The sequence below is a fragment of the Lysinibacillus sp. GbtcB16 genome, from assembly GCF_019091145.1.
In the GTDB taxonomy this organism is placed as follows: Bacteria; Bacillota; Bacilli; order Bacillales_A; family Planococcaceae; genus Lysinibacillus; species Lysinibacillus fusiformis.
Window position 1 is genome coordinate 72661 of sequence record NZ_JAGXJV010000005.1, and the last position, 22757, is coordinate 95417.

20 protein-coding genes and 1 riboswitch are annotated in these 22757 nt (G+C 39.5%); of the genes, 17 read left to right on the forward strand and 3 right to left on the reverse strand.

Annotated features, from left to right (window positions below; translation table 11 throughout):
* Nucleotides 1-2: 2 nt before the first annotated feature.
* Together KVT27_RS17475 and KVT27_RS17480 are read right to left on the reverse strand one after the other, a co-directional pair.
* Complete coding sequence (locus KVT27_RS17475) at nucleotides 3-665, reverse strand: class A sortase (RefSeq protein ID WP_036222521.1); 663 nt, start codon at nucleotides 663-665, stop codon at nucleotides 3-5.
* An 89-nt stretch (nucleotides 666-754) separates the two neighbouring features.
* The gene (locus KVT27_RS17480) at nucleotides 755-940 is read right to left on the reverse strand and encodes a 2-hydroxymuconate tautomerase (RefSeq protein WP_012292709.1); all 186 of its coding nucleotides are present in this window, start codon (nucleotides 938-940) and stop codon (nucleotides 755-757) included.
* A 144-nt stretch (nucleotides 941-1084) separates the two neighbouring features.
* Between KVT27_RS17480 and KVT27_RS17485 the strand changes: the two genes are divergently transcribed.
* Complete coding sequence (locus KVT27_RS17485) at nucleotides 1085-1603, forward strand: YwhD family protein (RefSeq protein ID WP_036222524.1); 519 nt, start codon at nucleotides 1085-1087, stop codon at nucleotides 1601-1603.
* Between the two features lie 356 nt (nucleotides 1604-1959).
* On the opposite strand, the gene KVT27_RS17490 is transcribed toward KVT27_RS17485, so the two are convergent.
* Nucleotides 1960-4014 carry a transglycosylase domain-containing protein gene (locus KVT27_RS17490; protein WP_036122944.1) on the reverse strand — a complete coding sequence of 685 codons (2055 nt, stop codon included), beginning with the start codon at nucleotides 4012-4014 and terminating at the stop codon, nucleotides 1960-1962.
* A 320-nt stretch (nucleotides 4015-4334) separates the two neighbouring features.
* Here KVT27_RS17490 and speB point away from each other — a divergent pair, with 320 nt between their 5' ends.
* From speB to KVT27_RS17570, 16 genes are all read left to right on the forward strand, one after another.
* The gene (speB, locus tag KVT27_RS17495; protein ID WP_217581684.1) at nucleotides 4335-5207 is read left to right on the forward strand and encodes an agmatinase; all 873 of its coding nucleotides are present in this window, start codon (nucleotides 4335-4337) and stop codon (nucleotides 5205-5207) included.
* A gap of 141 nt (nucleotides 5208-5348) precedes the next feature.
* Entirely contained in the window at nucleotides 5349-5624 is a 276-nt protein-coding gene (locus KVT27_RS17500; RefSeq protein ID WP_036122950.1) for a hypothetical protein, read from the forward strand.
* A 24-nt stretch (nucleotides 5625-5648) separates the two neighbouring features.
* Nucleotides 5649-6281, forward strand: a complete 633-nt coding sequence (gene yidC / locus KVT27_RS17505) for a membrane protein insertase YidC (RefSeq protein ID WP_036122952.1) — start codon at nucleotides 5649-5651, stop codon at nucleotides 6279-6281.
* 156 nt (nucleotides 6282-6437) lie between these two features.
* Nucleotides 6438-6869, forward strand: coding sequence for a YwiB family protein (locus KVT27_RS17510; RefSeq protein WP_036122956.1), 432 nt, complete (start codon nucleotides 6438-6440; stop codon nucleotides 6867-6869).
* Nucleotides 6869-8536, forward strand: a complete 1668-nt coding sequence (gene argS / locus KVT27_RS17515; protein WP_036145222.1) for an arginine--tRNA ligase — start codon at nucleotides 6869-6871, stop codon at nucleotides 8534-8536. Before KVT27_RS17510 ends, argS begins: the two co-directional genes overlap by 1 nt.
* Nucleotides 8537-8757: 221 nt before the next feature.
* Nucleotides 8758-9147: a MerR family transcriptional regulator gene (locus KVT27_RS17520; RefSeq protein ID WP_036145223.1), complete on the forward strand. Its 390-nt coding sequence runs from the start codon at nucleotides 8758-8760 to the stop codon at nucleotides 9145-9147.
* Nucleotides 9140-10642, forward strand: a complete 1503-nt coding sequence (locus KVT27_RS17525) for a class I adenylate-forming enzyme family protein (protein ID WP_036145224.1) — start codon at nucleotides 9140-9142, stop codon at nucleotides 10640-10642. The genes KVT27_RS17520 and KVT27_RS17525 overlap by 8 nt, the downstream gene beginning before the upstream one ends.
* A 1-nt stretch (nucleotide 10643) precedes the next feature.
* The gene (locus KVT27_RS17530; protein ID WP_217581685.1) at nucleotides 10644-12311 is read left to right on the forward strand and encodes an acyl-CoA dehydrogenase family protein; all 1668 of its coding nucleotides are present in this window, start codon (nucleotides 10644-10646) and stop codon (nucleotides 12309-12311) included.
* Nucleotides 12312-12370: 59 nt separating this feature from the next.
* Nucleotides 12371-12551, forward strand: a riboswitch (cobalamin riboswitch).
* 144 nt (nucleotides 12552-12695) lie between these two features.
* A complete protein-coding gene (locus KVT27_RS17535) occupies nucleotides 12696-13667 on the forward strand; it encodes an ABC transporter substrate-binding protein (RefSeq protein ID WP_036122970.1) in 972 nt (323 codons plus the stop codon).
* On the forward strand, nucleotides 13664-14665 hold the full coding sequence (locus tag KVT27_RS17540) for a FecCD family ABC transporter permease (RefSeq protein ID WP_036122974.1): 1002 nt from the start codon (nucleotides 13664-13666) through the stop codon (nucleotides 14663-14665). The genes KVT27_RS17535 and KVT27_RS17540 overlap by 4 nt, the downstream gene beginning before the upstream one ends.
* A complete protein-coding gene (locus KVT27_RS17545; RefSeq protein ID WP_150908219.1) occupies nucleotides 14662-16122 on the forward strand; it encodes an adenosylcobinamide amidohydrolase in 1461 nt (486 codons plus the stop codon). Before KVT27_RS17540 ends, KVT27_RS17545 begins: the two co-directional genes overlap by 4 nt.
* Nucleotides 16123-16134: 12 nt before the next feature.
* Entirely contained in the window at nucleotides 16135-16698 is a 564-nt protein-coding gene (locus KVT27_RS17550; RefSeq protein ID WP_004231536.1) for a cob(I)yrinic acid a,c-diamide adenosyltransferase, read from the forward strand.
* Nucleotides 16699-16933: 235 nt separating this feature from the next.
* Entirely contained in the window at nucleotides 16934-19153 is a 2220-nt protein-coding gene (locus KVT27_RS17555) for a heterodisulfide reductase-related iron-sulfur binding cluster (protein WP_217581686.1), read from the forward strand.
* A gap of 197 nt (nucleotides 19154-19350) precedes the next feature.
* Nucleotides 19351-20556 (forward strand): acetyl-CoA C-acetyltransferase, encoded by a 1206-nt coding sequence (locus KVT27_RS17560; RefSeq protein ID WP_036122987.1) that lies wholly within the window; start codon nucleotides 19351-19353, stop codon nucleotides 20554-20556.
* Entirely contained in the window at nucleotides 20556-21407 is an 852-nt protein-coding gene (locus KVT27_RS17565) for a 3-hydroxybutyryl-CoA dehydrogenase (RefSeq protein ID WP_036122989.1), read from the forward strand. Before KVT27_RS17560 ends, KVT27_RS17565 begins: the two co-directional genes overlap by 1 nt.
* Before the next feature lie 59 nt (nucleotides 21408-21466).
* Nucleotides 21467-22603 carry an acyl-CoA dehydrogenase gene (locus tag KVT27_RS17570; protein ID WP_036122992.1) on the forward strand — a complete coding sequence of 379 codons (1137 nt, stop codon included), beginning with the start codon at nucleotides 21467-21469 and terminating at the stop codon, nucleotides 22601-22603.
* Nucleotides 22604-22757: the final 154 nt, after the last annotated feature.

The window sequence follows — 22757 nt, forward strand, 5'->3', positions numbered from 1 at the left end:
ATTTAAAAGGTTCCTTTGGCATTTTCTAAAGAATAGCTTTGCACAAAATCTGCTTGTAGAGCCAGTCGTTTGGAGCCTTTTTCCGCGCAAGTAATTAAGGTTAACGTCGTCTGATTGGGGATATCATCCACGATGTAAACATCTGTTGCTGCAATAATTTTTTTAGTCGCTAATTTATACTCATACACATTACTCATGTCTGTGACATAAATAATATCGCCAATTTGTGCTTGATAGAGGGGACTGAATAAAATATCTTTCTCTTCAAAATAATGACCTGCCAAAGCATAGTTTCCTTGACCGAGCTGCTGATTGGGCTTCATCGTACCCGCTCCAATAGCAAGAACAGCATTGCCTACTCCCTTTAAAATAGGAAGCTGCATATGGACACTAGGCACGGCAATACTGCCGATAACAGGCATTTTACTAGCATTTATTTGCGCTTGGAGAACCTCGGCGATGGACAGTGATTGCACGGCTTCGAACTCAAAATTCGCATCTAGTTGGTTGTTCTTTTTTATATCGTCAGTGCTGTACTCTACTGCGTTGAATTGGTCACTCATACGTGCAATCAGCGCGTTTTGAATAGGTGTGATAAATATTAGTAACAAGCCGATGATAAGCGCACATAGAAGTAAGGCCAGTTTAAGTTTATTCCTTTTCATTAATCTTTGATCACATCCTAGCAATAGTAACGAAATATTGAAACGTTTAAAAATGGGTAGAGCGTTAGGCGGCTCTACCCAAGTTCAATTTATTTATCACTCAAACGAACGCCAGCAACGCCGTAATGGTTTTTAGACATTTCTTCAATAAAAACTGTTACATTTTCTGCAGGTGCATTCACTGTGCGAGAAACGGCCTCTGTTACTTCTTTTACAAGGGCACGTTTTTGTTCCTCTGTACGACCTTCAAGCATTTTAACTGTTACGTATGGCATAATATTGCCTCCTTTATAGAATAATGTTGTATAGTTAGTTTATAAGAAAGTAGTATAAACTTCTTACTTGCGTTGAGGCATAGTGCCATGATAATTGTGGCTATATGCTTCCTTTTATAATAGCAGAATGGAGGATATTTAAGTATGACAAATGAAGAAAAACCAAAACAAAAAATGGGCTTTACTATTATAAAAAATGACCCAACTGATGGACATAAGGGATTTGGGATTGGTTCGCTTTCGTTAGAAAATGTATCGCCAGTCATTATAGATGTGGAAGAGGGAACAGCATCTGTTGAGATTGGTGCTATGCATGCGCGTAGCGATGTGGAACGCGGAATTAAATTTACAACGGATCGTGCGGATTCAGAGGGTGGCAAGCCATATTGGCTAGTATGGGTGACAATTGATCATAAAGAGGATGGACCTTACTATGCGGGAATAACAGCTTGTGAAATGGTAGTGAACCGTGAAAAACGCCGTGGCTATAAAATTTTGGCTGATCATGTGAATAAAATGGATAAATCCATGAAGCGTCATATTATCGTAGAGCATATGGATACACCGTCTAAAAAAGTGTTAGCTTCTTTCCTAGAACAACTTAATCCAGACTTGTGGGAGCGAAGTAGCGAGCAATTGCGTCAAGACTTATTTGTCGAATAGCCCTTTAATGATTGAACAAACTGTGACATTTTGCAATCGTTTTCGATATTAGGTTGAAAGTGAGTTTGAAACAAAGTAAACTTGAGGCAGAGCTTACATTTTAGTAAGCTAGGACACTTGGTTTCGCGAAAGTGATGAGCGCTATGCGGCATTTGAACAACCCAAGCCAAATGCCCCATGATGCTCATACTTCGCAAACCATAAAAAGAAAAGCTTTCTGTTCCCACGGACACGTCTCCGGGGAAGAGAAAGCTTTTCTTATTTTTCGTATATCTATCTGTTACTTTGTCGAGAGCCTTCATAACTTAAAACGTATTAGGTTTAAAAAGGTTTCCGGATGATTGTTTGTTTTTTTTTTAGTCTTTAAATATGGAGAACGGTAGCATATTCCAAAATTCTCCCCATGTATTACTGTCAAGAATGTCGAAGTTTGTACATTTCTCAGTTGGTACATCCTTAGATTCCATATAGACAAGTCGTTGTTTTGGACATGCGTCAGTCGCTAATTTACCTGTTTCGATATCGATAACAACGCCTTCAACAGCTTTTGGCTTTTTGAAATCTTCATTTTTTGTCCCTTTATTAACAGTCTCCATAAAGTCTATCCATATTTGCTTTGTCGCTGCAGTATCTTCTTTTGTCGTTAGGTTTTTCCCTTGGTCATAGCCGTTCCAGACACCAGCAGTTAGACTTGGTGTAAAACCGATAAGCCACTGGTCACTATTGGTAGACCCTGATTTTGCTGCATAAGTATGGGTCATGCGTGAGCGAATGCTTATACCTGTGGCAGGTGAGTAATCGCTGAATACGGGGTCAAAAATACCTGTCATCATTTCTGTTAAGATAAATGCATTCTCTTTGGAAATAGCTGTCTCCGTTTTTTTCGTCACACCTTTGTTTTCATAAATAACGTCTCCATTAGCATTTTTTATAGATACAATTGCTGTCGGAGTCGTTTGCTGCCCTTGTGATGCTAAAACATTATAAGCATTTGTCATTTCATATAGCGTAGTTTCAATCGTGCCAAGTGCAATTGATAAATTATCCTTTGCACCAATGCCTACATTAAAACGGTTCGCCATATCGTGAAATTCCTTGAAGCCAATGTCTTCTAAAGTCTTTACAGCATAAATATTATCTGAGATAGCAATAGCTTGCGCCATAGTCATATCGTGATCAGCAAACTGCCCATTTACATTTTTAGGGGCATACGTCCCACGTCCATTATCATAGGTAAAAGTTGTTTCACCTACATCTAAAAAAGTAAGCGGAGTGTACCCATTTTCTAAAGCTGCCGCATATAAAATAGGCTTGATGGTAGACCCTGGCTGACGTTTTGCCTGTGTCACACGGTTAAATGAACTTACTGCATAGTCACGACCACCTACTAATGCTGTTACAGCACCAGTTTTTGATTCCATACTAACAAAGGCTGTTTGAAGATCATCAGCAGGCATGTTTTTTGCCACTGCTTCTTCGGCTGCTTTTTGATGTTCAAGATTCAAGGTTGTTTGAATCGTCCAGCCACCCTCACTAATATCCAGATTTTTTGATTTTAAAATTTCACTCGCTTCTTGCCAAGCAACATCTAGGAAATAAGGGGCAACAGATTTGGTAGCTACCCAACTGTCATTTTTCAATACAAGTTGTTCATTTTCCGCACGTGTTTTTTCTTCTTGTGAAATAGCTCCTTGATCTGCCATAAGCTTTAAAATAACATGTTGGCGATTTGTAGCTTTGTCCAAATTAGCAATTGGCGAATAGATACTTGGACCCTTTGGTACACCGGTTAACATGGCTGCCTCTGCAAGCGTTAAATCACGGGCAGACTTGCCAAAGTAAAATCGACTGGCTGCTTCCACCCCGTACATGCCATGACCGTAATAAACCGTATTTAAATAACCTTCTAATATTTCATCCTTATCATAAAAAACTTCTAATCTATAAGCATACAGAGCTTCATTTAATTTACGTGTCCAAGATTTCTCATGAGAAAGATAAAGGTTACGCGCATATTGCTGGGTAATTGTACTAGCTCCTTGTACCTTTCCTCCAGCCTTAATATCCACTAAAATCGCACCAGCAATACGAGAATAGTCAAAGCCACCATGTTTATAAAAATCTTTATCTTCAACAGCTACTACTGCTTCTTTTAAAAAAGGTGACATCTCATCGAGACCAACCCAATAACGTCTTTGATTTGTAAAGTGGTCTCCAATTTGGTTCTCATTTTCATCTAAGAAAATTGAGGCTTTCGGTACGGTTAAAGGCGGTGCACCAGCCACTTGAACATAGATGCGTAGTGCTACAAATGCTACGACAATTGCAGTTGCAAAGGCGACAAAATAAGTAAGTGATTTCCGTGTGCGCTTTACACGCTTTTGCTTTCGATGATAGCTTTTTCGTTTCATCCGACTTTCACCTCGTTTTCTCACAACTTCGAACTTACCGTTAGTATGTGTTCGAACATTCATCTTTAATCGAAATTCTACCTAAAAACTATTGCACTTTATTCAAAAACATCTATACTTTTTTTGTACTACTTGAAACGCTGGCATTCGACAAGAACAACATACTTTGTAGATTTTAATCGAAATTTGCTAGACGTTCCAATAATGTATACGAGGATAAAAGGATACAGGTTTCATTACAATCCTGTAAGCCATCATAGATGGACTTTAAGATAAGTTGTTTTTTAAAATAATATTTTATTTATAACGGAGGTCTAGCAATGAGATTTGATGAAGCGTATTCAGGAAATGTATTTATAAAAAGTCATCCTACATATGAGGATGCTCAGGCAGTTATTTATGGTATGCCGATGGATTGGACAGTTAGTTACCGTCCAGGTTCACGATTCGGCCCACAACGTATCCGTGAGGTATCTATCGGTCTTGAAGAGTACAGCCCATATTTAGATCGTGAGCTTGAGGAAGTAAAGTATTTTGATTCAGGTGATATTCCACTACCATTTGGGAATGCACAACGTTCATTAGATGAAATTGAAAAATTCATTGAAAAATTACTAGCTGATGGCAAAATCCCTGTTGGTATGGGAGGAGAACATTTAGTGTCTTGGCCTGTCATGAAAGCAGTATCTGCTAAATATGATGACCTAGCTATCATACACTTTGATGCTCACACAGATTTACGAGTGGAGTATGAGGGAGAGCCACTATCACACTCGACACCAATTCGTAAAATTGCCGAACATATCGGACCTAAAAATGTATATTCATTTGGTATTCGTTCAGGAATGAAAGAGGAATTTGAATGGGCGAAGGAAAACGGTATGCATATTTCTAAATTTGAAGTACTAGAGCCGTTAAAGGAAGTTCTTCCAACGCTGGAGGGGCGTAATGTTTACGTAACGATCGATATCGACGTGTTAGATCCAGCTCATGCACCGGGAACTGGCACGGTTGATTGCGGTGGTATTACTGCGAAAGAATTACTAGCTTCCATTCATGCCATTGCAGCAAGCGGCGTAAATGTTGTAGGCTTTGATCTGGTGGAAGTAGCACCTATTTATGACACATCTGAAATGACAGCTAACACAGCTTCTAAACTATTACGTGAAATGATTTTAGGCTGGGTAAAATAATTTAAATAAACATGATTAGATGGGGGTAGCTATGGCTAGCCCCATTTTTTTAGTCGTTTCAAAAAAGTAAAGGTATTATTTGACTCAATATTCACAATACGAATATAATTTTTTATATATATAAAGGGAAGGAGGGGTATTGTGATTTGGTCTCTTCTCGTGAATGATATATTTATTTTTATGAGTACAATGGAATATTTTTGGCTATTGGCTTCGTTCGTTCTAACAGTTCTGTGTGTTAATGTACAGCTATATTTCGCCAATAAATTCATGGTTCAAGACATACAAGATGAAGAAATTGAAGTAGATTATGACATCACTAATACTTGGACTCCACCTTTGCTAACGTGGTTCGTTCTATGTATAAGAACGTCAGAAAACAATGAGGAAGAAAGTGTGTCTCCTAGTTTGATGTAAACTTTAAAACTAGGAGGAGAATCATTGTTTACTTTTTTAACGCAACCAATTATTTATTTCGTTCATTTTATCCATTCTTTTACAGGAAGCTATGCCATAGGTGTTATTAGTATTACGATTGCAGTGAGAGCAGTACTTATGCCGCTTTTTATTAAATCGGCCAAGCACCAAAAACATTCAAAAGAATTAATGACATCCATTAAACCTGAACTAGATGTGCTTACTGCTAAATTGAAGAATAGTCATGACGAATCTGAAAAAATAATGGTGCAACAAAAAATACAAGAATTAACTTCAGATTCATTGAAAAGCTCATTATTAGGTTGTTTACCAATCATCATTCAATTGCCCGTGTTATTTTCACTGTACTATGCGATTAAGCTAGATACAGTGATTGCCAGTGAAAATTTCCTTTGGATGAATTTGGGCACAATGGATATCGGGATTTCAATAATTGCTTGTGTCATCTACTTCATGCAAAGCTGGCTTTCGTTAGATAAAAATCAACCGATAAATATGAAGATTATGATGTTCATTAATCCCATCATGATCCTTATTTTTAGTTTGTTTAATCCAGCCATTATTCCAATATATTGGACAGTAAGTGCTTTATTATTAACGGTTCAGCAATTAATTGTTAAAAAATTGTATAGATAAATGGCAAAAATCCACTCTTCATTAGAAGGGAGGATTTTTTTATTGTTCTATTATCCTTAGTAGTTGCGCTCTAGTTGACTTCTATCTTGAAAAAACAATGGTATTCATCCTATAATAAAAAGGTTATAGTAAAAGACTAAAAAGGGAGCGTCCGTTATGGCGAACGAAGTAAGATCGCAAGTAAATATTAAGCTCATTTCTACGATTCGCCCAAGTGATGGAGAATCCGAAAGTTATGAAATGCGGCTCAAAGGGCAGCTACTTGAAAAAGCAGGAAGCTTGTATTTGAAATATGATGAGGTGCAGGAGGATAAAACCATCCGCACGACTATGAAGTTAGGCCATGAGAAGGCGCTTATTATGCGTGCTGGAGCTGTCAGTATGCGTTTACCACTGAACATAATTGAACAGCAAAAGGGGCATTATGAAGGTGAGTTTGGCTCCATGCCACTCGTGATCGACACGAAGAAAATGTCGTTTACGAACAGGGCAGTAAGCGGAGATTTCCATGTACAGTACGATTTACTAATGGGTGGGCAATCTGTTGGCAATTATACATTAGATATTACATTTACGGAGGTACAATGATGAACGCAGTAGAACAAGTACAACAGGCTATAAAAGCAGCGTTGGCTCAAGCCGTGAAAAAAGCAGGCTTAGTGGAGGCTGACACAGAATTAACAATTCACCTGGAAACACCAAAGGATAAAGCAAATGGTGACTATGCAACAAACATTGCTATGCAATTAACAAAGTTAGCGAAGAAGCCACCTCGTGCAATTGCGGAAGCTATTTTAGAAAATCTGGATACTGAAGGAACAGATATTGAGAAAATTGATATTGCTGGTCCTGGTTTCATGAATATCACAGTGCGTAAAGATTTCCTAACAGGGGTAGTTACACAGGTTCTCGAGCAAGGCGCAGACTATGGTCGTTCAAATGCAGGCGCAGGGGAGAAGATTCAAATAGAGTTCGTTTCGGCTAACCCTACAGGAGATCTTCATTTAGGACATGCGCGCGGGGCATCTGTTGGAGATTCATTATGTAATGTATTAGATATGGCTGGCTACAGTGTCTCTCGTGAGTACTATATTAATGATGCAGGGAACCAAATTAATAACCTTGCATACTCATTAGAAGCACGTTATAAGCAGGCATTAGGATTGGATGCTGAAATGCCAGAAGACGGCTACCATGGCCCAGATATTATTGAAATTGCTGGCAAGCTAGCAAAAGAGCATGGTGATGCAATGCTAACTAAATCAGATGAAGAACGTTTTGCATTCTTCCGTCAGCATGGTTTAGAGTTAGAATTAGATAAATTAAAAACAGACCTAGCAAACTTCCGTGTAAACTTTGATGTTTGGTATTCTGAAACGTCTCTATATGAAAACGGAAAAATTGAAGTGGCATTAGATAAATTAAAAGCAAATGGTCATGTGTTTGAAGAGGATGGCGCTACTTGGTTCCGCTCAACAACTTTTGGTGATGATAAAGACCGTGTATTAATTAAAAACGATGGTTCTTTCACATATTTAACGCCAGATATCGCCTATCATGAGGATAAAATTGTCCGTGGCTTTGATAAACTAATCAATATTTGGGGAGCGGACCATCACGGCTATATTCCACGTATGAAAGCTGCCATTCAAGCATTAGGCTATGATCGTGATACATTAGAAGTAGAAGTAATTCAAATGGTTCAGCTTTATAAAAACGGTGAAAAATTCAAAATGTCTAAACGTACAGGCAATGCGGTAACAATGCGCGAGCTTGTGGAAGAGGTTGGTTTAGATGCAGTTCGCTACTTCTTCGTAAAAACAGCAGGCGATTCTCATATGGACTTTGACCTTGACCTTGCTGTATCGCAATCTAATGAAAACCCAGTGTATTATGCACAATATGCACATGCACGTATTTCATCAATTTTACGTTCTGCCAATGAACAAGGTTTTGCGGCTACAAGTGAAAACCTAAACCTATTAACGGCTGAAAAAGAAATTGATTTATTGAAAAAAATAGGCGATTTCCCACAAGTGGTAGCTGACGCGGCTAAACATCGTACACCACACCGTATCGCAAATTATATTCAAGAAACAGCAGCTGCTTTCCATAGTTTCTATAATGCAGAAAAAGTATTAGATGCTTCAAACAAAGAGCTAACAGAAGCTCGCTTAGCATTAATTACTGCAGTTCGTACAACAATTGCTAATGCGCTTCGTTTAATCGGCGTGTCAGCACCAGAGAAAATGTAATAGTCCAACTTAGCCCCTAACAGGAAAAGTGTTAGGGGCTTTTTATATGGATAGTAAGCAAGTTAACATATTAAATAATGGTAGTTAATGATACGAGAGTATTGGCTAGTCATTAAAATTTCTGCTTCGGACTATATTTTTCTGTTTATTTCGAAAATTTTGTTGAAGTTTACGTTAACGTCAATGGTATACTGTTGCCAATCAGGAAGGGGGAGAAGATTATGAAGACGATTCAAGAGGTGGCTAAGGAGTTCCATGTGTCCACGCGTACAATTCGTTATTATGAGGAGCTTGGGCTTCTTTGTCCTCAACGTTCATCTACGAATCAACGAACCTTTTCGAAAAAAGAATTTGCGAAACTCAAGCTTATTTTCAGAGGAAAGCGTTACGGCTTTTCACTGGAGGAGATCAAGGAAATGGTATTACTTTTCGACTTTGATCGCACAGGAATTCAGCAATTGGAGCGAACCGTTGAATACGGAGAGCAAAAGATTCAGGAGATTGATAGGAAAATAGCTGAGCTTACCCAAATGAGAAATGAATTACAACAAATGCATGGCATGTTTAATGAAAAATTAACGACTTTAAGGGGAGAGATGCACGATGAATAGTTCCGATTTATTAGCACGTAATGCCCGTAAGTATCCAACAAAGGAAGCCGTTATTTGTCATGGTAGAAGAGTGACCTATTATGATTTAGATGAGCAAGTGACCCGTTTTAGTCACGCCTTATTAGAACAGGGTGTAAGGCAGGGAGATAAAGTTTTGATTTTTATGCCTAACGTTGTAGAGTTTGTCGTTAGCTATTTTGCTATTCAGCGAATGGGTGCTATTGTCGTCCCAGTCAATGCTAAGTTCACATTACAAGAAGTAGAGTATGTGGCACAGCATGCTGAGGCAAAGGCGATTATTGCTCATGAAGCCATTTTTGCGGCAGTCCAGCATATTGCCGTAATCCCGTTAAAAATTAAAACAGGACAACAAGTAGCTGGCTGGCTTCATTATGAAACAATCATTCAAAGTGCCAGTGCCCAAACGATTGAATGTCAGTTGAACGAGGATGATGCTTCGACTATTTTGTACACATCAGGTACGACTGGGAAACCAAAGGGCGTATTGTTTAGCTATCGTAATATTTTAACGGTTACGCAAATGATTGCAGTTGAAATGGAGGTCAAGCCTGAAAGCCGTATATTGCTAATGATGCCATTAACTCATTCGGCTCCATTGCATTTATTTTTAATGGCAGGTGTATTTGTAGGCTCTACAAATGTGTTAACGCCAACTTTTACACCAGACTTATTAATGGATTCCATTGAACAGGAAAAAACAACCCATTTCTTTGGAGCACCTGTTGCTTATTTATTAACAGCACAGATGCCAAGATTGCAATCAGCTGATTTGTCCTCCATGAAATGGTGGGTATATGGAGGTGCACCTTTATCTGAAAACGAGGTTCGTTTCATTCAACAGTCATTCCGCACAACTAATTTAACATGTGTATATGGATTAACAGAGGCGGGACCAAGTGGATCATTGCTATTTGGCAAGGAACATGAAGGAAAGGCTGGGAGTATTGGACAGCGAGCACCTTTAGGTACAGAGATACGTATTGTTAACGACAGTGGCGAAGATGTACCAGCAGGAGAAGTAGGGGAAATCGTTTTATTTGGTGAGGGTAATATGCTTGGCTACTACAGAGATGAAGCGGCAACCAATGCGGCCTTTATAGACGGTTGGTTAAAAACAGGAGATCTAGCTCGTAAGGATGAAGACGGTTTTATTTGGATTGTTGATCGAAAAAAAGATGTGATTATTTCGGGTGGAGTCAATATTTATCCGAAAGAAATTGAAGATTGCCTTTTAAGCTTTGAGGGGATATTTGAAGCGGCAGTGGTTGGTGTTCCACATCCACAATGGGGAGAGACAGTGAAGGCTGTTTATTCCGCTAAACAGGATATTAATGAAGAGGCTCTAAAAGATCATTTAGAGGGGCAGCTTGCTAAGTATAAAATACCGCGTATTTTTGAAAAAGTGGAAGCGCTACCAAGGAATGCGTCAGGCAAAATTTTAAAACAATCTTTAAAAGGACAAGAGGTGAGATAGCATGAAAGTTTTACAACAGGAAATAGCAGGCACAAGTAATTTCTTTACAGATGATGATACGCTTCAAAAAGTGTTGGAAATGATGCTGGATAAAGAATTTTTATCTTATGCGCATCGGGAATTGATGGACTTTGGTGAGCTATGTGCGGGTGCTATAGACGTGAGGGCGAAACATACTGATCGACAAGGAGAGCCTCGCCTTCAAAGGTATAATGCCTATGGCGAAGAGGTTTCAGAGGTATGGGTCAATGACGGCTACAAAAAAACAATTGAGGAGACATATAATACGGGGATTGTTGGCTATGTGCATAAAGATATTCCCCAACTAGGTCACAAAGGGAATTATGTCTATAGTTTTGCACAAGGTTATTTACTGTCACATGCGGAGCCCGGTTTTTATTGCCCTGTGACGTTAACGATGGCCACTGCCTATTTATTAGACCATTATGCAGAGGAAGAAGTTAAGCAGCGCTTCTTACCGCATGTTTGTGCAACAGGCGATATGGAGCTATATGAGGGAGCGACTTTTTTAACAGAGCGACAAGGAGGCTCGGATGTTGGTGCGAATGTAGTAGAAGCAAAACTTGTGGGGAATGAATACCGCCTCTATGGTGAAAAGTATTTTGCCTCCAATGCAGGGATGTGTGGGGTTGCAATGGTATTGGCACGAATAGAGGGTGCACAAGCAGGCTCTAAAGGATTAACCCTATTTGCAGTTCCATGGCGAAATGAAGATGGATCGGCTAACCATCTTCGTATTCGACGACTAAAAGATAAATTAGGTGTGAAAGCCGTTCCATCTGGTGAGGTTGAGTTTGATGGAGCACTCGCGTATGTAGTTGGTGATCAAAATAAAGGGATTTATTATATGCTGGAGGCGCTTAATTTATCAAGAATTTGTAATGCTGTGGCATCCATTGGTATTATGCGCCGTGGCTTCTTAGAGGCGAAGCACTATGTGTCAAATCGATATGCCTTTGGTAAACCTTTAACACAGTATCCTATGATCCAGGATACATTAGGTAAATATGCCGCTAAGCTGCATGTAGAAGTAGCCACGATTTTTGATCTTATTCAATTATACGATAAAGTGACAAGTGGTCAGGGAACAGAACAAGACATCATCATGAACCGTTTATATATTGCCATTATGAAAAAGGAAACGGCAGAGCAAGCGGTCCATTATGCAAGTGAAGCAATTGAGCTACATGGCGGGAATGGCTATATTGAGGACTTTGTAACACCACGCTTACTGAGAGATGCGCAAGTGTTGACGGTATGGGAGGGTACGGCTAATATACTAGCTTTGGAGCTTATTCGCTTAGTGGATAAATACAGGGCACATGAATTGTTTGTTCAAGAGATGGGCGCGCGATTAGAAGTTTTAACAGACCATTCATTAGTGAAAATCGTTCAAGAGCAATTAACTAAACTATCGGCAACCTTACAAATTTTTAGTACTCTCGATGAAGCGACAAAAACGTTTGAAGCAAAGGATGTTGCCAAAAAAATGGCTCAATTATATGAAAGTGTCGTAGCCGTTGAGTGGGCACAAAAATTTGGTGGGAAATATGACAAACTAGCGGATGTTTATTTAGAGCAAACTTGGTCATTACGAACGATTGGTGCTCCGATGAAAACCATACAGTATTTTGCTGAAATCGTCTAATAACCTTTGGAGTCGCCTTGAGATAGAGGCGACTTTTTTTAATTTCATGTATAATAAAATCAACTGAATAGTATAAAGGTTCTTTACTTATGTAAAGTGAAAAGGGAAATCGGTGTAATTCCGATGCGGTCCCGCCACTGTAAGTGTGAGTTTTTTCAAATGATGCCACTGAAGATTTCGGGAAGGCTTGAAAAAACGTAATGCACAAGCCAGGAGACCTGCCTTTATAGCATAGACATGACAGCCTACGAGGATAGGATGGTGGATTTTGTATCAGTTTTTTGGTGCGATTTTGACCCCTCATCATTCGAAGATGAGGGGTCTTATTTTGATGGAACAATATTTCTAACACCTGAACGCACAAATCAACGAAGGAGGATTCACATGAAGAAATTTTGGAAAATAGGGGTATCGGCATTTTTAACGATAGGGTTGCTAGCAGCTTGTGGACAAGAGGCACAAAAAGACAATTCCACACCTACAAAAGAACAAACACAACAAGAAACATCTAAGGCGGAAGAAGCAACATTCCCTATGACTATAACGGATGCTATTGGGAAGGATATTACACTAGAGGCTCCTCCTGAGAAAATAGTGTCACTTATTCCAAGTAATACAGAAATATTGTTTGGCCTAGGTTTAAAGGATGAAATAGTAGGGGTTACAGACAACGACGATTATCCACCAGAGGTAGCTGAAAAAGAAAAAGTTGGTGGCATGGAGTACAATATTGAACAAATTATTGCCTTAAAGCCAGATATCGTTTTTGCTCATGAATCTAGCATGTCTCTTTCGGAATCAGCTATAGCACAGCTAGAATCGGCGGACGTGAAAGTATTTGTTGTAAAAAATGCCCAAGATTTTAATGAAACCTATACAACGATTGAACAGCTTGGGCGTGCTACAGGGAAATTACCAGAAGCCGAAAAAATCATTGCTGACATGAAGGCGAAAGTGGAAGAGGTTCAGGGGAAAGTGAAAGACGTTGAACCTAAGAACGTTTTTGTAGAAGCCTCTGATGAACCTAATATTTATACAGCTGGACAAGGTACATTTATGAACGCAATGCTTGAGATGATCCATGCAAAAAATGTAGCAGCAGATGGTGATAATTGGTATGAAATTGGTGCAGAACAAATTATCACAAAAAATCCAGATGTCATCGTGGTGACATATAGTTATGTACCTGATATTTTAACAAAAATACCAAAGCGTGCTGGTTTCGATACAATAAATGCAGTGAAAAATAATGCTATTGTGCAAGTAGATGAAAGCACAACAAGCCGTCAGGGACCACGTTTAGCGGATGGCCTTGAGGAATTAGCAAAAGCTATCTACCCTGAGGTATTTAAGTGAAAAAAGTAGCAACAGCCTATGTATTAACATGTACGCTTCTTATCATTAGCATCTGGTGTGGCGTCGCTATAGGCTCTGTTCATATTCCGATAGAAGTGCTGTGGAATCAGTCAGTTGATGAAACAGCTGCCAATATCTTTTGGAAAATTCGCCTGCCCCGTGTGCTTTTAGCGGGGCTAGTAGGAGCTTCTCTCGCCATTGCGGGAGCGGCTTTCCAAGGCTTGCTCAAAAATCCATTAGCAGATCCATATACATTAGGTATTTCATCTGGTGCTTCTGTCGGCGCAGTCATGACAATCTTTTTTAGTATTTCTATGCCTGTTGTAGGCTTGTATGCCTTACCTACCTTTAGCATGATAGGCGCGATTATTACAATGGTGATAGTGATGAGCTTTGCTAGAGTAGTGGACCGTTCTTTAAAGATGGAAACACTGATTTTAACAGGTGTTATCTTTAGTTCATTTTTAGGATCGTTAATCTCGTTAATGATTGCTTTATCGGGAGAGGAACTGCGCCAAGTAATCGGCTGGCTACTCGGTTCTGTTTCTATGCGTGGCTGGCCATATGTTCAAATGATTATCCCATTTGTCATTGTTGGTTCCCTTATGCTGTGGACACAGAGACGTGAGCTTAATGTTTTGTTATATGGGGAAGAAAGAGCGAAGCATTTAGGTGTCAATGTAAAGCGAAGTAAGTATTTGATTTTAGTAGGTGGCTCCATGCTAACTGGAGCAGCAGTTGCTGTTTCAGGCACAATTGGCTTTGTAGGGTTAGTTGTACCACATATGACAAGAATGATTTGGGGTTCTGATCACCGTCATTTACTTCCATTATCATTTTTTAATGGGGCAACATTACTTATTATTTGTGATTTAGTTGCAAGAACCATCATCTTGCCAAGGGAACTGCCCATTGGTGTCATTACTGCATTTATTGGAGCGCCTGTTTTTTCCTATATTTTTTATAAGCAACGAAGAGGCAAGGGGGTACGGGCGTGATTGTTGTTGAACATCTATCAGGTGGTTATGAAGACGTACCGATCGTCAAGGATATAAGCTTTACAGTTGGAAAAGGAAAGATTCTTGGCATTTTAGGGCCAAATGGTAGTGGGAAATCAACATTATTAAAGGTAATGAGTGGTATTTTACCAGCAGTTGAGGGCACGATTTCTATTGATGGAAAAAGCATTCTTTCCTACAATGCCCGTGCTTTAGCAAAAAAAATGGCTGTTTTACCACAGCTCCATGCGAACGCTTTCTCAAACAGTGTAAGAGAGGCTATTTCGCTTGGACGTTATCCACATCAAACAGGCTTTTTTTCAAGTTGGTCTGAGCAAGATGAACAAGCAGTTCAACATGCAATGCTGCAAACAGGCATAAAACGTTATGAGCATACACCGATGGAATTCTTATCGGGTGGTGAACAGCAAAGAGTTTTTGTTGCACAGGCTCTTGCTCAAACTGCGGAAATTTTACTGCTAGATGAGCCGACAAATCATTTAGACATTGCCCATCAGCGGCAAATTTTAGATATGGTGCGGAAGGAAGCTGTGGAGTGTGGTTTAACGGTAGTGATGGTATTACATGATATGAATTTAGCCTCTCTCTATTGTGATGAATTATTGCTCATGGAAAGTGGACAAATGAGAGCTTTCGGGGCACCACATGAAGTATTAATTGCTTCTCAGATTGAAGAAATTTATCAAGCACGAGTAGCTACTTATGCTCATCCAGAAATTCCTAAACCGCAAATTACGATGATGCCTGCAGCAAGCGACTATCAACAGCGAGCTGTAATAAAAAAAGAACATTTTATAATAACGGAACACTTTATTCAGCTTCAGTCAGAGATTCCTATAAAAACGGTATCCTCTGCTGTCCATAACCCTGGAATTGGATGGCATAATTGCTTGTTAAACCGCTCTGTTCCTAGTGATTATGTGATTAGTGATGTAAAGAGAGAGGTTAATGAATTTTTGCAAAGAGGCCATTTTTCGCCTACGAATACAGTTGTCATGCTGACAGCAGTGCCAACAGCTCTTGTGGCGATCAATGAAATTTCTGCACCATTTGGCAGTGTGATAGTAGCTGTTACTGCTGGTGTAGGGAATGCAGTAGATGTATCTCGTGTGCACGAAAGGCAGGATAAACCATATATTGGTACTATTAATACATGGGTAATTATCAACGGCTGTTTATCGGAGGAAGCATTTTTTCAGGCCATGATGACAGCTACAGAAGCGAAAACGAAAGCTATGCAATCAGAAAATATTCGTGATGAGCGTAGTGGAACGATTGCTACAGGTACTGCTACAGATAGCCTTTTAATTGCAGCAACTCAAAAAGGGAAAGAAATGTTATATGGTGGTCCTATTACGGAAGTTGGTAAAATGATTGCAAAGGGTGTTTTTGAAACTACGGTTCAGGCTATCAGAAATTACAAAAATCAATTTTAGGAGATGAGCGAAATGAAGCTGTACACAAAAACAGGGGATACGGGTAAAACAAGTCTTATAGGAGGACGCGTTGATAAAGATAGTTTACGTGTTGAAACGTATGGGGCTATTGATGAATTAAATTCTTTTATTGGTAAAGCTGTAAGTGAATTAGATCAAGCGCTATTCAAGGATATTTTAACGGATTTAGAAACTATTCAACATGAACTGTTCGATGCTGGTGGTGATCTAGCAAACGTGATGAAAGAACGACATTATAAGCTTACTGAACAACCAATTGAGGTGCTAGAGGCTCGTATTGATGCACTATCAGATGAGGCGCCACCATTACAACGTTTTATTTTGCCAGGAGGAGCACCAGCAGCTGCAACTTTACACATTGCGCGTACGGTTGCTCGGCGAGCAGAGCGTGAGATGGTGACACTTATGAAAGAAGTTGAAGATGTGCCAAAAGTTGTACAAAAATATTTAAATCGATTATCAGATTATTTATTTGCAGCCGCTCGTGTAGTAAATGCTCGATTAAATGTTGCGGATGTTGAATATATTCGCAGTGGAAATGTTTTTAAAAAATAAAATTTAGTTTTCTACAGAAAGTAAAAAATGCTACTTTGAAAAAAATCAGGGTGGCTTTTTTTCTTGTAAAATGTAAGAATATAAAATTATCAGAAATATTTCCGTTTTATGTTGACTGAATGCTCACTCATTTATTAGAATAGGAATATAATATCAAAGTGATGAACATTTCCGTATGAGGTAGCAAATTTATCACAAAGAGAGAAAAATTACGACAAACAAGGGGGGACCAACCATGAGTCCATTATTAATTGCTAACATTGTCTTAACAGTCGTGGTTGTACTTTATGCAGTAGGATTGTTCTTCTATCTGTTGAAAACACGCTATAAGTATGTGCAATTGGGGAAAAAGGTTGAGTTTGATGAAAGTGTAAAAGAACGACTTCGCTATATTATGGTCAATGTATTTGGCCAAAACAAGCTATTAAAAGATCCAAAGAGTGGTTTAATCCATGTAATGTTTTTCTATGGATTTTTAATGGTACAGCTAGGGGCGATTGATTTAATTTGGAAAGGATTAGCACCAGGCTCACATTTACCGCTTGGTATTTTCTATGGTGTCTTTACATTCTTCCAAGAACTTGTGGTCTTAATGATTTTGGTAGCGGTTGTCTGGGCATTTTACCGCCGCTATGTTGAAAAGCTAGTACGTTTAAAACGTGGATGGAAAAACGGTCTTGTATTAATTTTCATTGGTGGCTTAATGGTATCGACGTTACTTGCGAATGGTATGGGATTAATTTGGCATGGAGAGGGATTAACCTATACAGAACCAGTAGCATCTAGTATTGCTGCTATTTTTGGTTTCCTACCTGCGTCAGTAGCTGCTGGTGTGTTTTATGTCATGTGGTGGGCACATTTATTAATTCTATTAACATTCCTTGTGTATGTACCACAATCAAAACATTTCCATTTAATTGTAAGTCCACTTAATGTTTACATGAATCGTTTAGACCGAACAGGGACTTTAACACCCATTGATTTTGAGGCATTAGAAAATGCTGAAAGTGAAGAAGATATGCCTTCTATTGGGGTGGGACGCATACAGGACTTCACACAAAAACAAATGTTGGATCTGTATTCTTGTGTGGAATGTGGACGTTGTACAAACATGTGTCCAGCTACAGGGACAGGAAAAATGCTGTCTCCTATGGATTTAATCGTGAAATTACGAGATCATTTAACATTTACAGGAGCTGTTGTCACAAAGCAAAAACCTTGGGTACCTTATCAATTCTTTGCCAATACAAAGGGTAATCAGCTTGCGCTGGCAGCTGGTGCAGAAGGTGCAGTGATTGAAGATATCTACAGTCCATCTTTAATTGGTGATGTGATTACAGAGGAAGAGATTTGGGCTTGTACGACTTGTCGTAACTGTGAAGATCAATGTCCAGTAATGAACGAGCATGTTGATAAAATTATTGATTTACGTCGTTATTTAACAATGACAGAGGGGAAAGTAAATCCTGATGCGCAACGTGCGATGACGAATATCGAGAGACAAGGAAATCCTTGGGGATTAAACCGTAAAGAAAAAGAAAATTGGCGTGATTTAGACCCAACAATCCATATCCCAACAGTAAAAGAATTGAAAAAGTCTGGCGAGGAAATGGAATATCTTTTATGGGTTGGGTCAATGGGAGCATTTGATAACCGATCTCAAAAAATTGCATTAGCATTCTGTCGTCTATTAAACGAAGCCGGTGTGAAGTTTGCAATTTTAGGAAATAAAGAAAAGAACTCTGGGGATACGCCACGTCGTTTAGGAAATGAATTTTTATTCCAAGAGCTTGCTACAGCAAATATTGATGAGTTCGTTAAAAATGACGTGAAAAAAATTGTTACAATTGATCCTCATGCATACAATATCTTTAAAAATGAGTACCAAGATTTTGGTTGGAAAGGCGAAGTCTATCATCATACTGAATTATTAAATCAGTTAATTGAAGAAAATCGTCTAGCATTAAATTACGAGGTACATGAAACAATTGTTTTCCATGATTCATGTTATTTAGGTCGTTACAATGATGTCTATGATGCACCACGAGAAATTTTGCGTGGCATTCCAGGAGTGAAGTTAGTCGAAATGGAACGTAATCGAGAAACAGCCATGTGCTGTGGTGCCGGTGGCGGTCTCATGTGGATGGAAGAGCATGTCGGCAATCGCATTAATGTAGCTCGTACAGAACAGGCTTTAGCAACTAATGCATCTGTTATTTCATCTGGCTGTCCTTACTGCTTAACAATGCTGGAGGATGGTACAAAGGCTAAAGAAGTGGAAGACTCGATCGGCACATTCGATGTAGCAGAGTTATTGGAGCGTTCAGTATTTGGGGAAAAGGTAAAGGTTGTCGACAACTCTCCTGAGGAAGTAGAAGAAACTATGGAAGAAGTTGTGATGACAGTAGAAAATACCAATCAAAACGGGAATAGTGAAATAAGCGCAGAAAAATGATTGCTATTGTAGAAATATTTTAGTTATCTGAAAAATATAAATTGCACAATAAAAAATTGTTTTGTAGAATAAGATTAAATGGAAATGGGAGTTGAAATGAAAACTCCCATTTTTCATCGATAGAAGTCGAGCGAGCGTTCAGTCAATAAAATGCTTCACTACTTCATCGAGAACGTAAAACAAAAGGGGTGTTTTACTTGAATAGAGCTGTAATTTTAGCAGGAGCAAGAACGGCATTTGGTAAATTTGGTGGTTCTTTATCGGCAATACATGCAAGTGATTTAGGTGCCATTGCAATTAAGGGTGCATTAGAGAAAGCTAATATGGGACTTGATGAAGTCGATGAGGTAATTTTAGGCTCGGTTTTACAAGGGGGACAGGGACAAATTCCTTCTCGACAAGCAGCAATAAAGGCTAATTTGCCAATAGGGGTAAAAACAGAAACGATTAATAAAGTCTGTGCGTCGGGGATGCGTGCAGTGACATTAGCAGATCAACTGATTCGTTTAGGGGACGAAGAGGTAATTGTAGCTGGTGGAATGGAGTCCATGTCTAATGCACCATATTATTTGTTAAATGGTCGAACGGGCTTACGAATGGGTGATTCAACGATGGTTGATGGCATGCTTTATGACGGTCTAACATGTGCTTTTGATCCAGCAAGACCACATATGGGCAGCTATGGTAACTCGACAGCTAAAGAATTCTCGCTAAGTCGTGAGGAACAGGATGCTTGGTCAGTTCGTAGCCATGAACGTGCACTAGCAGCAATGGACAAAGGATATTTTGCAGAAGAAATCGTTCCTGTTGAGATTCCTCAACGAAAAGGGGAGCCACTTGTTGTGAATACGGATGAGGCGCCGAGAGCAGGGACTTCTTTAGAAATACTGACAAAGCTTAAACCAGCCTTTGATAAGGACGGTACCATTACTGCAGGTAATGCACCTGGCGTAAATGACGGAGCATGTGCGCTTGTAATCATGAATGAGGAACGTGCGACACGCGAAGGTAGAGAACCATTGGCAATAATTATAGGTCATGAAGAGCTAGCGATTGAGCCAGAAAATTTCCCTCAAACACCAGGATTAGTCATTAATAAGCTGTTGAAAAAGACGAATAAGTCATTAGCAGATATTGATTTGTTTGAAATTAATGAAGCCTTTGCAGCGGTAGCTTTAGTGAGTAAGCAGTTAGCTGATCTAGATGCTGAAAAGGTTAATGTTAATGGTGGCGCAGTTGCTTTAGGACATCCAATCGGAGCTTCTGGAGCACGAATTATTTTAACGCTTGCTCATGAATTAAAGCGTCGAGGCGGTGGCATCGGTATTGCCGCCATTTGTTCAGGTGGTGGGCAAGGCGATGCAATCATGATTGAAGTACCGAAAACAGGGGGACTGAACTGATGGGAATTCAAAAGGTAATGGTCATTGGTGCAGGGCAAATGGGTTCTGGCATTGCACAGGTTTGCGCACAAGCAGGCTTTGACGTGAAATTGAACGATATAAAACAAGAGTTTTACGAGCGTGGATTAGGGGCTATGACTAAAAATTTGTCACGCGATGTAGAAAAGGGTCGTAAAACAGAAGAAGAAAAGGCTGCAATTCTAGGTCGCATTACGATGTCACTAGATTTACAGGATGCTAGTGATGTAGATATTATCATTGAGGCAGCTGTAGAAAATATGGAAGTGAAGCAATCCATTTTTAAACAACTTGATGGAATTGCACAGGCACATGCTATTTTAGCTACGAATACCTCTTCACTACCTATTACAGAAATTGCCGCTGTAACAAATCGACCAGAGCAAGTTATTGGCATGCACTTTATGAATCCAGTACCTGTCATGAAGCTTGTAGAAATTATCCGTGGTTTAGCTACAACTGATGAAGTGTACAAAGCGGTGGAAGAGATGACTGTCAAATTAGCGAAAACGCCAGTTGAAGTGAATGACTTCCCAGGATTTATTTCAAACCGAATCTTACTTCCGATGATCAATGAAGCTATTTATGCTTTATATGAAGGGGTAGCGTCAAAAGAAGCGATTGACGATGTCATGAAACTTGGTATGAACCATCCAATGGGACCGTTAACATTGGCGGATTTCATTGGTTTAGATACATGTCTCTCCATTATGGAGATTTTACATGAGGGCCTAGGAGATAGTAAATATCGTCCTTGTCCACTGCTTCGTAAATATGTTGCAGCGGGTTGGCTAGGAAAGAAATCTGGAAGAGGCTTTTATATTTACGAATAATCCTATGGGGATGGGGTTATAGAAGTGCTACAGGACAACTTAGAGGGGTGACATAATAGATGCATTTGCAATTTACAGATGAGCAAATTATGATGCGCGATATGGTTCGTAATTTTGCTCAAGAAAAAATCCAACCATGGGTAGAGCGAATGGAAGCAGGGGAGTTTCCACGTGAGCTGCTTCAGCAGATGGGTGAACTTGGTTTAATGGGTATTACAACACCTGAAGAGCTTGGAGGCTCTGGCATGGATTTTACATCGTACATTATTGCGATTCATGAATTATCAAAGGTAAGCGCTGTAATGGGAGTTATTTTATCGGTGCATACATCGGTTGGAACGAATCCAATCATTTACTTTGGGAATGAAGAACAAAAGAAACGTTATGTACCTAAACTTGCAGCGGGTGAATATTTAGGTGCCTTTTGTTTAACAGAACCAGGTGCCGGTTCAGATGCTGGCTCTCTTCAATCGAAGGCAGTCCGTGAGGGTGATGAATATGTCATTAATGGCTCCAAAGTATTTATTACTAATGGTGGGGAGGCGGATGTATACATTGTATTCGCATCAACGAATCCTGCTGAAAAAACAAAAGGTATTTCTGCCTTTATCGTTGAAAAGGGAACACCTGGTTTAATTATTGGAAAAGACGAGCATAAAATGGGCTTGCATGGCTCTCGCACTGTACAGCTAACATTCGATAATTGCCGCATACCAGCCGACAACCTTTTAGGGGAAGAGGGAGAAGGCTTCAAAATAGCGATGGCTAATTTAGATGTGGGACGCATTGGTATTGCTGCACAATCTTTAGGAATAGCTGAAGCGGCACTTGAAGCAGCTACTGCTTATGCTAAAGAACGTGTTCAATTTGGCAAACCGATTGTTGCCCAACAAGGTGTTAGCTTTAAACTTGCTGACATGGCAACAGCTGTTGAATCATCCAAACTACTAGTCTACCGTGCTGCAGATTTACGTGCGAAAGGTTTACCGTGTGGCGCTGAAGCTTCAATGGCGAAACTTTTTGCATCTCGATCAGCTGTCCAAACAGCAATAGAGGCTGTTCAAGTATTTGGTGGCTATGGTTATACAGAAGATTACCCAGTAGAGCGATATTTCCGCGATGCCAAGGTAACTGAAATATATGAAGGAACAAGTGAAATACAAAGGCTAGTCATTAGTAAACATTTACTGAAATAATTTGGTGTAAGGTGTTGGTTGTAGCGAATAAAAATGAATCAAACAGCTGCAAAGAGGATGGGAATCGTTCGATATAGTAAGAAAACGACTTAATGAAACACTGAATCCAACTTACCATTACACAGAACAGAGTCTAATAAAAAGGGGAAATGGA